Source organism: Streptomyces sp. 15-116A (assembly GCF_025290915.1).
In the GTDB taxonomy this organism is placed as follows: Bacteria; Actinomycetota; Actinomycetes; order Streptomycetales; family Streptomycetaceae; genus Streptomyces.
In genome coordinates this window covers 1-11,130 of sequence record NZ_JAOCQE010000222.1, presented here as the reverse complement: position 1 = coordinate 11,130, position 11,130 = coordinate 1, and the positions used below count along the sequence as shown (strand labels likewise).

Below are 11,130 nucleotides of genomic sequence, written 5' to 3'. Positions count from 1 at the left end.
CCCATCCGCAGCCGCGCACGGGACCGGAGCCGCCGCCCCGGACCACGTCCCCCACTCCCCCGCTGCCGGTCGCCGGCACCACCGCGGTGACCCCGCAGCAGCCCGAGCGCAACCGCCGCGCGCTGATCGTCCTGATCGCGGGCGTGACCGTCCTGGCGCTGGCCCTGGCCGGGCTGACGTACGGGCTGCTGAACCGCGGGGACGGCGACGGAGGCGGGGGCTCGGGCGCGCGGACCGGGGTGAGTACGCCCGCGCAGACCGGCGACGAGGAGGAGGGCGGCCCGACGCAGGAGACGACGAGGCCCCCGACCTCGCCCACGCCGAGCGAGACGGAGGAGACGAGCCCGCCCGCGCAGACGGTGCGGGTGACGGTGCACGGGGAGCGCACGGACTACTCCGGTGCCTGTCCGCCGCCGAGCGCGGAGGCGCCCTCGTTCACGGCGACGTTCACGGTGGGGCGGTTGCCGGCGGAGGTGTCCTACCGCTGGGTGGCCGAGGACGGCTCGGTGGACGACACGGGGTGGAAGACGCTGTCGTTCCCGAAGGGCGGCGGGCTGAGCAAGCAGGACACGGTGGTCGTGACGACGTACTCGGAGACGGGAACGCTTCAGAGCGCGCTCGGTGTGGAGGTCCGGGAGCCGGTGCGTACGACGTCGGACTCGGTGCCGTTCTCCGTGGCGTGCGAGACGGAGACCCCGCCGGGCGGGGTCTCCCCTTCTCCTTCCGGTTCGGTGGTCGCGCCCTGAAGTGGGGTCAGGCCGCGCCGTCCAGGACCGGCAGGTAGCCGCCGGACTGGCCGGCCGGCTTGGGGTGGTACGACTCGCCGATGTTGAGCCAGTTCACGCTGTGCAGCCAGGAGTTGCCGGAGCAGAGCTCGTGTCCGGTGAAGGTGGGGCGTACGTCGCCGAAGGTGAAGCCGTGGGCGCGGGCGCGCTGGGCGATGGCGTTGTCGAGGTGGTCGGCGCCTTCGTTGATCGCCTTCCGCTTGGTCTCGGAGAGGCCGACGCAGGTGGTGCCGAGCTTGTAGAAGCGGGGGTAGCCGAGGACGACGACCTTCGCGTGGGGTGCCTTGCTGCGGATGGCCGAGTAGACCTGGTCGAGCAGGCCGGGGAGCGTGGAGTCGACGTAGGCCTTCGCGGTGGCGATCCGCGAGAGGCAGGTGCTGTCGGACTGGAGCACACAGGTCGTCATGACGTCGGCGAAACCGGCGTCGTTGCCGCCGATGCTGATGGAGACGAGTCCGGTGGCGGTGCTGAGCGGGCCGAGCTGTCCATGGAGAACATCACCCGTTCGGGCGCCCGCGCAGGCGGTGAAGTCGAAGCTCGAGGGTGAGTTGGCGGCCGCCCAGAGGTACGGGAAGGCCTTCGTGCTGCGCTTGCAGTCGCCGCTGGAGGAGATGTAGCTGCCGGCTCCGACGCCGGAGGAGTAGGAGTCTCCGAGGGCCACATAGCCGCCGTCTGCGGCCGGTTGGGACGCGTGAGCCGTCGTGGCGCCGGTGAGGGCGGTGGCGACGGCGAGGAGGAAGGAGCTCAGAAAGAGCACAAGTCGGGAACGTCTCATGGAACCTCCCTTTAGCAGGATCTCTGCCACAACCGTCGTAGCAACTACGCGTGTTGACAGGAAGTGTCCATGCCAAGACTTTTGGACTCTTTCCAGGAACTGCGCGACTTCTTCACGACTGCCGTGATAATGCGGACCCGGCGCCGAACGCCGGTTGAATCACGGACGAATTCCGGACGCAGGGCCGAGGCGACCTTGACCGCTCTGACCGGCTGCGTCACTGTGAAGCCCGGTCCATGACCAAACCAACAAAAAGGTGAGGCTCGTTCCAGGTCTTGCCATACGGGTTCAATCATCAATACCGTCGTACATCTCACCCGCATCGGTGCGTTCGTGTGTGGCTCCAGGGGAGGGCTCAGGAGCCGGGCGGACCGGCGCGGGGCGCGGTAGGGGGGTGCCGTGCTCGTGATCTCAACCGTGACCGAGCCGTGCCGCGCGGCCGGCTGCCGTTGTTCGCAGCCGTCCAGATTTGCCAGCTCACCCGGCGTGCACGGAGCTCCGCTGTGGCATGCCCCGGGTGAGAACCCCCCTTTCGAACCGGAAGAAGAGCCGGGCCGCCCAGGGGCGGGCGGTCCACCGGACGAGAGGGACCAGACTCATGAGCTCAGTTCTGCAGCCGGCGGTCACAGATCCGGCGGACCAGGATCCGCCGACCGCCGGAAAGTACCGGCCCGTCTCCTCGCATCTGGCGATAGCGCCGCCGGTGAGCGTGGTGATACCGGCCATGAACGAGGCGGAGAACCTTCCGTACGTCTTCAAGACGCTGCCCGACTGGATCCACGAAGTGGTGCTGGTCGACGGCAACTCCACCGACGACACCGTCGAGGTGGCCCGCGAGCTGTGGCCGGACGTCAAGGTCGTCGAGCAGCGCGGCAAGGGCAAGGGTGACGCCCTGATCAGCGGCTTCCAGGCCTGCACCGGCGACATCATCGTGATGGTCGACGCGGACGGCTCGGCCGACGGCAACGAGATCGTCAGCTATGTCTCCGCCCTGGTCTCCGGCGCGGACTTCGCCAAGGGGTCCCGCTTCGCCAACGGCGGCGGCACCGACGACATGACCTTCATCCGCAAGCTCGGCAACCGCGCCCTGTGCGCGGTCGTCAACCGGAAGTTCGGCGCCCGCTACACCGACCTCTGCTACGGCTACAACGCGTTCTGGCGGCACTGCCTGGACAAGATCGAGCTCGACTGCACCGGCTTCGAGGTCGAGACCCTCATGAACATCCGGGTCGTCAAGGCGGGCCTGAAGGTGCAGGAGATCCCCAGCCACGAGTATCTGCGGATCCACGGCACCAGCAATCTGCGCGCCGTGCGCGACGGGTTCCGGGTGCTCAACGTGATCCTCAAGGAGCGCTCCAACCGGCGTGCGCTGCGCCGCCGCGGGCACCACTCCCCGCTGCTGGACACGGTGCGGGGGAAGGTGTCTTGAGCGAGCCCGAGATGCCCGGCATCTCGGTCGTGATCTGCGCCTACACCGAGGACCGCTGGGAGGACGTCCTCGCGGCGGTCGCCTCGGTGCGCGCGCAGTCACGGCCGGCCCTGGAGACACTGCTGGTCGTCGACCACAACCAGGCGCTCCTGGACCGGCTGGGCAAGGAGTACAAGGAGACCGACAGCGTGCGGGTACTCGCCAACGCGGGCCCCCGCGGCCTGTCCGCCGGCCGCAACACCGGGATCGCCGCGGCCCGCGGCGAGATCGTGGCGTTCCTCGACGACGACGCCGTGGCCGAACGCGACTGGCTGAAGCACTTCGCCGAGGGGTACGCCGATCCGCGCGTGATGGCGGTCGGCGGGCGCACCGAGCCGATCTGGGCGTCGGGCCGACGGCCCGCCTGGTTCCCCGAGGAGTTCGACTGGGTGGTGGGCTGCACCTACCGCGGCCTGCCGCCGGGACGCGTCCGCGTGCGCAACGTCCTCGGCGGCAACGCCTCCTTCCGGCGCAGCGCCTTCGACGCGGCGGGCGGCTTCGCGACCGGCATCGGACGCGACGGCGACAAACGCCCGCTGGGCGGCGAGGAGACGGAGCTGTGCATCCGCCTCAGCCGCGCCCGCCCGGACGCGGTCCTGCTGATCGACGACCGCGCGGTCATCCACCACCGGGTGCCCGAGGCCCGCGAGCACTTCCGCTACTTCCGTACCCGGACGTATGCCGAGGGCCTGTCAAAAGCCCTGGTGGCGCGCAGCGTCGGCGCGGACAAGGGCCTGGAGTCCGAGCGCCGGTACACCACGCGCGTCCTGCCGGCCGGGGTGGTGCGGGGGCTGCGCGACGCCCTGCTGGGCCGCCCCGGCGGTGCCGGGCGCGCGGGGGCGATCGTCGCCGGGGTGCTGACGGCGGCGGGCGGCTATGTGGTGGGCAGCGTACGGGCGCGGCGCGGTGGGGTGACGTTCTCCGTGGCGGAGATCGGTGAGGCGGCCTCATGACGGACGCCCGCGTGCCGATCCTGATGTACCACTCGGTCGCCACCGAACCCAACGAGGCGACCCGCGCCCTGTCCGTGTCCCCGGAGGCGTTCGCCGAGCAGATGGCGGTCATCGCCGACGGGGGGCTCACCCCCGTCACCACCGCCGCCCTGGCCGCCTGCTGGCGCACGGGCCGCTCGCTGCCCCCGCGCCCCGTCCTGGTCACCTTCGACGACGGCTACGAGGGCGTGCACCGGCACGCCCTGCCCGTGCTCGCCAAGCACGGCTTCCCGGCCACGCTGTTCGTCTCCACCGGCTGGCTGCGCGGCCCGTACGACACCGGCGGCGGCCTGGACACCATGCTCGACTGGGACCAGGTACGCGAACTCGCCGAGGCGGGCGTGGAGATCGGCGGGCACAGCCACTCCCACCCGCAGCTCGACCAGCTCGACGACCGCCGGCTGCGCTCCGAGCTGATCCTGTGCAAGGAGATCGTCTCCGACCAACTCGGCCGCGCGCCCGCCTCGTTCGCGTATCCCTACGGCTATTCCAGCCGCCGGGTGCGGGAGGCGGTACGGGAGACGGGGTACGCGCAGGCGCTCGCCGTCGGCAACGGGCTCGCCCGGCGCGCGCAGGGGCCGTACGCGCTGCGGCGGGTGACGGTGCGGAGGAGTACGGGCACCGCCGAGTTCGAGCGGCTGGTGGACGGGCGGGCGATCGGACGCACCTTCGCCCGGGACCGCGCCCTGACCAAGGGGTACGCCGTGGTCCGCCGGGCCCGGCAGGTCCGGCGACTGGTGACACGGGCCGGGAACTGAACGGCACCAGCGGGCAGACGGGCGACAATCCGCGCGCACCAGGGAAACCGGGTGCACGCGGAGCCCGCGTGCCCGATCATGGCGGCATGTCCGCGCACCCACACGACGCACTGCCGATCCGGCTCAACGTCGACGACAGCGACTCCCCCGCCGATGTCGTCGACGCGCTGTTCCTCGGCCGCTTCGCGACGGGCGAGCAGCCGTTCTCGCACGCCGTCAACATCGACCGCGTACGCTCCGGAGCGACGCTGCTGCCCTCTCAGGCGCGCGTGCTGCGGGTCGCCCGGGACGACGACCGCAGCGCCACGCTGGCCGAGGGGGACGGCTGGACGCTGCTGGTCTCCCGCTGGAACCGGGGCGCCGACGTCACGGTCACGGCGACCAGCGCGGAGCTGGCAGCGACGGTGCTGGACGAGGCCACGGACGGCGCGGCGGACGAACCGGAGCCGCAGCCGGAGAACGTGACGATGGGCTTCTGGTACGTCTCCCCGCGCCGCGGCCCGCACCGCACCACCCGGCAGATCTCGGCGGGCACCTGGGACGAGGTGCGTCCCAACTACACCGCGCCGGTGGCGGACGCGATGGACCGGCTGATGAAGACCACCCCCGAGGACATCTCGGGCCGGCTGCTCCTGCTGCACGGCCCGCCGGGCACCGGCAAGACGTCCGCGCTGCGCACCCTGGCCCGGTCCTGGCGGGACTGGTGCCAGGTGGACTGCGTCCTCGATCCCGAGCGGCTGTTCTCCGACGTCGGCTATCTGATGGACATCGCCATCGGCGAGGACGACGCGACGGGCAAGGGCCGCTGGCGGCTGCTGTTGCTGGAGGACTGCGACGAACTGATCCGCGGCGAGGCCAAGCACACGGCCGGCCAGGCGCTGTCCCGGCTGCTCAACCTGACCGACGGGCTGCTCGGCCAGGGCCGCAACGTCCTGGTGGGCGTCACCACCAACGAGGACCTGGAGCGCCTCCACCCGGCCGTGGTCCGCCCCGGCCGCTGCCTGGCCCGCATCGAGGTGGGGCCGCTGACCCGCCGGGAGGCGATCACCTGGCTGGGCCACGAGGACGGCATCGGCCGCGAGGGCGCCACGCTGGCCGAGCTGTACGCCCTGCGCCGGGGCACGTCGCCGACGGCGCTGCCGGAGCCGCGGGGGGACGCGGACGCCGGGCTGTATCTCTAGATCGGCGGGTGTTTGATGGTCGTATGACCGTGTTCGTCGGGACGTCGGGATGGCAGTACAAGGACTGGCGTGAGGTGCTGTACCCGGCCGGGGTGCCCATGCGGCTCTGGCTGGAGGAGTACGCGGCCCGGTTCGCGACCGTCGAGATCAACAACGCCTTCTACCGGCTGCCGTCCCGCGAGACCTTCGCGGCGTGGCGGGAACGCACCCCGCCGGGCTTCGTCGTCGCGGTCAAGGCGAGCCGCTACCTCACGCACATCAAGCGGCTGCGGGATCCCGAGGAGCCGGTCGACCGCCTGATGAGCCACGCGGCCGGCCTCGGCGACCGGCTCGGCCCGGTCCTCCTCCAGCTCCCGCCTACCCTGCGCGCCGACCCCGCCCTGCTGGACGCCTGCCTGCTCTGCTTCCCGGCGTCGACGCGGGTCGCGGTGGAACCCCGGCACGACTCGTGGTGGACGCCGGAGGTACGGCGGGTCCTGGAATCCCGGGGAGCGGCCCTGTGCTGGGCGGACATTCTCTCCCGCCCGGCGACACCGCTGTGGCGCACCACCGACTGGGGCTACGTCCGCTTCCACCAGGGCCGCGCCCACCCGTGGCCGCGCTACGGCCGCCAGGCTCTCCACACGTGGGTGGACCGCATCGCGACGACGTGGTCGACGGACGAGGACGTCTACGCGTACTTCAACAACGACCCGGGCGGGGCGGCGGTGAGAGACGCGGCGGCTTTCGCGAGAGCAGCCGAGTCAGCGGGCCTGAACGTCACGAGAACCCCGGAGCATGTCACGCAGGGTTGATCTACGTCTCCGCCTGATTGGCTCCTCCGCCTGCTTCACTTTTCCGCCGCAACGGCGCTTAGCCACGACGGCGCAGACCGGCGGTGCCGAAACCCTGCTCAGCCGCCCCTCGGCCGAACACCCTACGCCCCGTAAGCCGCCCGCAGGGCATCCCGTACCGCCGCCAGCGCCTCGTCCTCCGTCAGCCCCAGCCTCCGCACCCGCTCCGCGAACCCCTGCGCCGCCGACGCGGCCTCCCGCTGCGCCGCCGAGCCCGCCGCGGCGATCACCGTCCCGTTGCGCCCCCGCGTCTCGATCACCCCGTCCGCCTCCAGCGCCCGGTACGCCTTGGCCACGGTGTTCGCCGCGAGGCCCAGCGTCTCGGCAAGACCCCGCACCGTCGGCAGCCGGTATCCCACCGGCAGCGCTCCCGACCGCGCCTGCTCGGAGATCTGCGCCCGCACCTGCTCGTACGGCGGCGCACTGTCGTCGATGTCGATCCTCAGGCTCACGCCCCGATTCTCCCGCACCCCGCGGAAAATGAGAGGCACCGGCCACCCGGTCCCCCGTAGCGTGCGCCTCCATGACGGTCATCGTGCGCGACCTGCGCCCCGAGGTCCGAGCCGACGCCGAGGGGTTCTCCCTCGTCCGCCGCCTCGCCATCCCCTTCATGCTGTCCACCCCCGAGTCCGTGCTGCACAACCTGACGCACTCCCACCCGGACTCCCGCTTCACCCAGCTCGTCGCCGAGGAGGACGGCGAGATCATCGGGACCGCCCAGGTCAGCATCGCCCATGACAGCCCGGAGCCCGGTCTGGGCAGCGCCAATGTCTACGTCCGCCCGGACAGGACCCGGCGCGGCGCGGGCACCCTCCTGGCGCGCACCGCCGAGGAACGTCTGACCGCCCTCGGTGCCCGCAAGATCTACACCTGGGTGCTGGACGAGCCCGCCAACCGCGCCTTCGCCGAGCGCCACGGCTACCGTGCCAGCCGCTCCGCCTACTTCCTGCGCCTGGACCTGGCGAACGGCACCCTGCCCCCGCTCTCGGACCCGCCGCCCGGTGTCGAGCTGCGCACCGCCGCCGACTTCGCGGGTGATCCGCGCCCCATGTTCGAGCTGGACGCGGAGGTGACGTCGGACGAGCCGAGTGACATCGACACCGAGTTCACCGACTACGAGGCCTGGCTCGCGGAGAGCTGGCGGCACCCGCTGCTCGACCTGGACCTGACCATGGTCGCCGTGGTCGACGGGCGCCCCGCCGCCTTCACCGCCGCGTACACCGACGGCGCCGGCCGCTACGGCACGGCCATGACCGGCACCGCCCGCGCGTATCGCGGCCGGGGTCTGGCCAAGCTCGCGAAGAACGCCTCCCTGCATCGCGCCCGCGACGCCGGGTACACGGAGGCCTTCACGGGCAACGACACCGGCAACGCGCCGATGATCGCGATCAACAAGTGGTTCGGTTACGAGGTCTGTGCCACGGAGGTGCGCCATGTCCGCGAACTCGGCTGACGAGCCTGCCGTGGTGGAGGTCGTCCTGGTCAAGGCGGGCCGCACGAAGATCCGCTACCCCGCCGAGCTGCTGGCGGACGACGGCACGCGCATCACCGTGCGCGCCCCCTGGGCCGGTGACGGCATCCGCGACTTCGGCTTCGTCCGCTTCGAGCCGGGTGACGTCTTCACCGAGTACTACTGGCGCGACCGCTGGTACTCGGTGAAGGAGGTCCGCGCCCACGACGGCACCCTCAAGGGCCACTACTGCGACGTCACCCGCCCGGCCACGCTCACCGGCACCGAGCTGGTCGTCGAGGACCTCGACCTGGACCTGTGGTGCTCGGCGGACGGCACGGACGTACGCCGCCTGGACGAGGACGAGTTCACGGCAAGCGGCCTCGAGACCTCGGACCCCCAGGCGGCCACGGCGGCCCTGACCGCACTCGACGAACTGGACACCCTGGCCCATACGGGCAAGCTCGGCGCCCTGCTGACGTGACCCGGGCTCAGCCCACCATGGCGACCACCGCGTAGCGCTCGTCGTCCACATCCCGCCCCCACAGAGCGGCGTCCTGCGAGAGCCGCTCCAGGCGCACCTGACCGCCGAGCGGGGCCAGCAGCGCGCCGAGCCGCTCCGCGGGTATGCCGGCCGGGCTCACCGTCCCCCACACCCCCTCGACCAGCACCAGCCGCCCGCCCGGCCGCAGCAGCCCCCGCCAGTGCCGCAGCACCCGGCCGGGATCGGGCAGCGTCCACAGCACATGCCGGACGAGCACGACGTCGAACCGCTGCTCACCGACCGGCGGCGCCCCCGCGTCACCGCACAGGAACACCGCGTCACGCCCGGCGAGCTTCTCCCGGGCCAGCGTGATCATGGCCTCGGACCGGTCGACGCCAGTCACCCGGTGGCCCTGTTCGGATGCGAGCAGTGACAGGCTGCCCGTGCCGCAGCCGGCGTCGAGGACGTCGCTCGCCCTCGCCGGCAGCCAGGTGCGGAGCCGGTCCGCCCACGCCGCGCGTACGGCCGGGTCACGCAGCCCGTGGTCCGGCTCCTCGTCGAAGGTGGCGGCCATCGCGTCCCAGTCATCGGTCATGCCGCCAAGAGTGACACCCGCCACTGACAATCCCTTCGTGACCGCGGCCACAGACAGAACGGGACCGATGAGGAACTCTCCCCCGAAAGGTCTACCTCCGTGAGAACGCGGAACCCGGTGGGCCTGAAGGAGGCAGTCATGCGCCGTGTCACCGTGCACAAGCCCCTGAAGAAGACCGACTCCCGCCAGGTCCGCGAGGAGGCCGATGAGCGCCCCGCGGGACGCCCGGAGGTCCGCAAGGACATCGCCCGCACCTGGTGGCCCGACGGCTGACCAGCCCCAGCCCCCTCACCACAGGCATCAGCGCAGCCGCTTGCGGTAGTGGATCCGGTCGTACGGCCCCGTGACGCGGCGCTCGGCGACCTCGTACCCGAATCTCGGGTAGATCTTCTGGTTCTCCCACATCATGGCGTTCGTGTAGAGCCTGATCTCGGGCAGCCCGAGGGCACGCGCGTGCGCCTCCACGAACTCCAGCAGCAGCCGCCCGAGCCCGGTGCCGTGCTCCTCCGGGTGGACGGCGACGACATCGAGATACAGGTGGTCCTCGCGCGGCTCGACCACCACGAGCCCGGTCACCCGCCCCGTACGGGGCGCCTCCACGACGAACACCTTCCCCGCGGCCACGTTCGCCGCGTGGTCCGCCTCCATGGGCACCGGCACCACCCCGATGCGCTCGATGTAGGGGCTGAACGCGGCGTCGATCACCGCCTTGACCGCCGGTACGTCGGCGGCGACGGCGGGGCGGATCGTGTGGTCTGTCATGTGCGCACGGTAGCTGTCTGATCCCAGCCTGAGCACTCCCTTAACGCGGCCATAAGGATCTCCCCTCAGGGCCTCTGCCAGGCGATTTCCCGGTTTCCAGGGGCTAGCTTCTGATCCACCCCCACGGGATCCGCCCCACGGGATCCCCCCACGGGTTCCCCCAGAGTTCAGTGATCGTTGTCGAGGAGTTGCTGCCCCATGCCCGCACGCCGCAAGGCCGCTGTCGCCGCCGCCGGACTCGTCCCGCTCGCCCTGACCGCGCTGTCCGCCGCACCGGCGTCCGCGCACGGCTCGATGGGCGACCCGGTCAGCCGGGTCGCGCAGTGCTACGCCGAGGGCCCGGAGAGCCCGAAGTCGGCGGCGTGCAAGGCTGCGGTCGCGGCCGGCGGCACCCAGGCGCTCTACGACTGGAACGGCATCCGCATCGGCGACGCGGGCGGCCGCCACCAGGAGCTCATCCCGGACGGCAAGCTGTGCAGCGCGAACAACGAGGCGTTCAAGGGCCTCGACCTGGCCCGCGCGGACTGGCCGGCGACGAGCGTGAGCAGCGGGTCGTACACCTTCAAGTACCGGGTGACGGCCCCGCACAAGGGCACGTTCAAGGTGTACATCACCAAGCCGGGCTACGACCCGTCCAAGCCGCTGGCCTGGGGTGACCTGGATCTGGCGAACCCGGTGGCGACGGCGACCGACCCGGCCGCGTCCGGCGGCTTCTACACCTTCACCGGCACCCTGCCGGAGCGTTCCGGCAAGCAGCTGCTGTACGCGGTCTGGCAGCGCTCGGACAGCCCGGAGGCGTTCTACTCCTGCTCGGACGTCACGTTCGGCGGCGGCAGTGGCGGCGGTTCCGGCGCCGGGGCCTCGACCGGTGACACGCCCAAGCAGGACACCGCACCCGCGCCCGCCGCCTCCGCGCCTTCCGAGGAGCAGCGCCTGGAGGTTGGACTGCGTACCCCCGGAGGTGAACACCCCGTCGGCGGCGGGTCCGAGGCCAATTCGGGCGGCCGTCCAGTCGATGAGCTTGCGCTCGATGAGGGTGCCGCCGGC

The 11,130-nt window shown here is 71.7% G+C and carries 13 protein-coding genes and 1 pseudogene; 10 read left to right on the top strand and 4 right to left on the bottom strand.

Annotation, left to right across the window (positions count from 1 at the left end; genetic code table 11):
- Positions 1 to 746 (top strand): annotated as a pseudogene (locus N4P33_RS26750) (serine/threonine protein kinase); the annotation flags it as partial.
- Positions 747 to 753: 7 nt separating this feature from the next.
- On the opposite strand, the gene N4P33_RS26745 reads toward N4P33_RS26750, so the two are convergent.
- Positions 754 to 1,560 (bottom strand): SGNH/GDSL hydrolase family protein, encoded by an 807-nt coding sequence (locus tag N4P33_RS26745; RefSeq protein WP_260829353.1) that lies wholly within the window; start codon positions 1,558 to 1,560, stop codon positions 754 to 756.
- A gap of 598 nt (positions 1,561 to 2,158) precedes the next feature.
- Here N4P33_RS26745 and N4P33_RS26740 point away from each other — a divergent pair.
- The 5 genes from N4P33_RS26740 (at position 2,159) to N4P33_RS26720 (ending at position 6,753) form a co-directional block, all read left to right on the top strand.
- Positions 2,159 to 2,989, top strand: a complete 831-nt coding sequence (locus N4P33_RS26740; RefSeq protein ID WP_260829352.1) for a glycosyltransferase family 2 protein — start codon at positions 2,159 to 2,161, stop codon at positions 2,987 to 2,989.
- Between the two features lie 11 nt (positions 2,990 to 3,000).
- Entirely contained in the window at positions 3,001 to 3,981 is a 981-nt protein-coding gene (locus N4P33_RS26735) for a glycosyltransferase family 2 protein (RefSeq protein ID WP_260829354.1), read from the top strand.
- Complete coding sequence (locus N4P33_RS26730) at positions 3,978 to 4,778, top strand: polysaccharide deacetylase family protein (RefSeq protein WP_260829350.1); 801 nt, start codon at positions 3,978 to 3,980, stop codon at positions 4,776 to 4,778. The genes N4P33_RS26735 and N4P33_RS26730 overlap by 4 nt, the downstream gene beginning before the upstream one ends.
- 86 nt (positions 4,779 to 4,864) lie before the next feature.
- On the top strand, positions 4,865 to 5,959 hold the full coding sequence (locus N4P33_RS26725) for a DUF5925 domain-containing protein (RefSeq protein ID WP_260829349.1): 1,095 nt from the start codon (positions 4,865 to 4,867) through the stop codon (positions 5,957 to 5,959).
- Between the two features lie 23 nt (positions 5,960 to 5,982).
- The gene (locus N4P33_RS26720) at positions 5,983 to 6,753 is read left to right on the top strand and encodes a DUF72 domain-containing protein (protein WP_260829348.1); all 771 of its coding nucleotides are present in this window, start codon (positions 5,983 to 5,985) and stop codon (positions 6,751 to 6,753) included.
- 122 nt (positions 6,754 to 6,875) lie between these two features.
- Here N4P33_RS26720 and N4P33_RS26715 read toward each other — a convergent pair whose 3' ends face one another.
- Entirely contained in the window at positions 6,876 to 7,244 is a 369-nt protein-coding gene (locus tag N4P33_RS26715; RefSeq protein ID WP_260829347.1) for a GntR family transcriptional regulator, read from the bottom strand.
- Positions 7,245 to 7,315: 71 nt separating this feature from the next.
- Between N4P33_RS26715 and N4P33_RS26710 the strand changes: the two genes are divergently transcribed.
- Together N4P33_RS26710 and N4P33_RS26705 are read left to right on the top strand one after the other, a co-directional pair.
- Entirely contained in the window at positions 7,316 to 8,245 is a 930-nt protein-coding gene (locus N4P33_RS26710; RefSeq protein WP_260829346.1) for a GNAT family N-acetyltransferase, read from the top strand.
- Positions 8,226 to 8,726: a DUF402 domain-containing protein gene (locus tag N4P33_RS26705; protein ID WP_260829345.1), complete on the top strand. Its 501-nt coding sequence runs from the start codon at positions 8,226 to 8,228 to the stop codon at positions 8,724 to 8,726. The genes N4P33_RS26710 and N4P33_RS26705 overlap by 20 nt, the downstream gene beginning before the upstream one ends.
- Positions 8,727 to 8,733: 7 nt before the next feature.
- Here N4P33_RS26705 and N4P33_RS26700 read toward each other — a convergent pair whose 3' ends face one another.
- Entirely contained in the window at positions 8,734 to 9,321 is a 588-nt protein-coding gene (locus N4P33_RS26700) for a bifunctional 2-polyprenyl-6-hydroxyphenol methylase/3-demethylubiquinol 3-O-methyltransferase UbiG (RefSeq protein WP_260829344.1), read from the bottom strand.
- 138 nt (positions 9,322 to 9,459) lie between these two features.
- Here N4P33_RS26700 and N4P33_RS26695 point away from each other — a divergent pair, with 138 nt between their 5' ends.
- On the top strand, positions 9,460 to 9,594 hold the full coding sequence (locus N4P33_RS26695) for a hypothetical protein (RefSeq protein WP_260829343.1): 135 nt from the start codon (positions 9,460 to 9,462) through the stop codon (positions 9,592 to 9,594).
- A gap of 27 nt (positions 9,595 to 9,621) precedes the next feature.
- On the opposite strand, the gene N4P33_RS26690 is transcribed toward N4P33_RS26695, so the two are convergent.
- Positions 9,622 to 10,083: a GNAT family N-acetyltransferase gene (locus N4P33_RS26690; RefSeq protein WP_260829342.1), complete on the bottom strand. Its 462-nt coding sequence runs from the start codon at positions 10,081 to 10,083 to the stop codon at positions 9,622 to 9,624.
- Between the two features lie 198 nt (positions 10,084 to 10,281).
- On the opposite strand from N4P33_RS26690, the gene N4P33_RS26685 reads away from it, so the two are divergent.
- A partial coding sequence (locus N4P33_RS26685) for a lytic polysaccharide monooxygenase (protein WP_260829341.1) occupies positions 10,282 to 11,130 on the top strand: 849 nt, incomplete at its 3' end.

Excerpts from the sequence above, each read along its gene's own strand:
- N4P33_RS26745 (WP_260829353.1), bottom strand. The coding sequence starts at position 1,560 with ATGAGACGTTCCCGACTTGTGCTCTTTCTGAGCTCCTTCCTCCTCGCC.
- N4P33_RS26740 (WP_260829352.1), top strand. The coding sequence starts at position 2,159 with ATGAGCTCAGTTCTGCAGCCGGCGGTCACAGATCCGGCGGACCAGGAT.
- N4P33_RS26735 (WP_260829354.1), top strand. The coding sequence starts at position 3,001 with ATGCCCGGCATCTCGGTCGTGATCTGCGCCTACACCGAGGACCGCTGG.
- N4P33_RS26730 (WP_260829350.1), top strand. The coding sequence starts at position 3,978 with ATGACGGACGCCCGCGTGCCGATCCTGATGTACCACTCGGTCGCCACC.
- N4P33_RS26725 (WP_260829349.1), top strand. The coding sequence starts at position 4,865 with ATGTCCGCGCACCCACACGACGCACTGCCGATCCGGCTCAACGTCGAC.
- N4P33_RS26720 (WP_260829348.1), top strand. The coding sequence starts at position 5,983 with ATGACCGTGTTCGTCGGGACGTCGGGATGGCAGTACAAGGACTGGCGT.
- N4P33_RS26710 (WP_260829346.1), top strand. The coding sequence starts at position 7,316 with ATGACGGTCATCGTGCGCGACCTGCGCCCCGAGGTCCGAGCCGACGCC.
- N4P33_RS26705 (WP_260829345.1), top strand. The coding sequence starts at position 8,226 with ATGTCCGCGAACTCGGCTGACGAGCCTGCCGTGGTGGAGGTCGTCCTG.
- N4P33_RS26700 (WP_260829344.1), bottom strand. The coding sequence starts at position 9,321 with ATGACCGATGACTGGGACGCGATGGCCGCCACCTTCGACGAGGAGCCG.
- N4P33_RS26695 (WP_260829343.1), top strand. The coding sequence starts at position 9,460 with ATGCGCCGTGTCACCGTGCACAAGCCCCTGAAGAAGACCGACTCCCGC.
- N4P33_RS26690 (WP_260829342.1), bottom strand. The coding sequence starts at position 10,083 with ATGACAGACCACACGATCCGCCCCGCCGTCGCCGCCGACGTACCGGCG.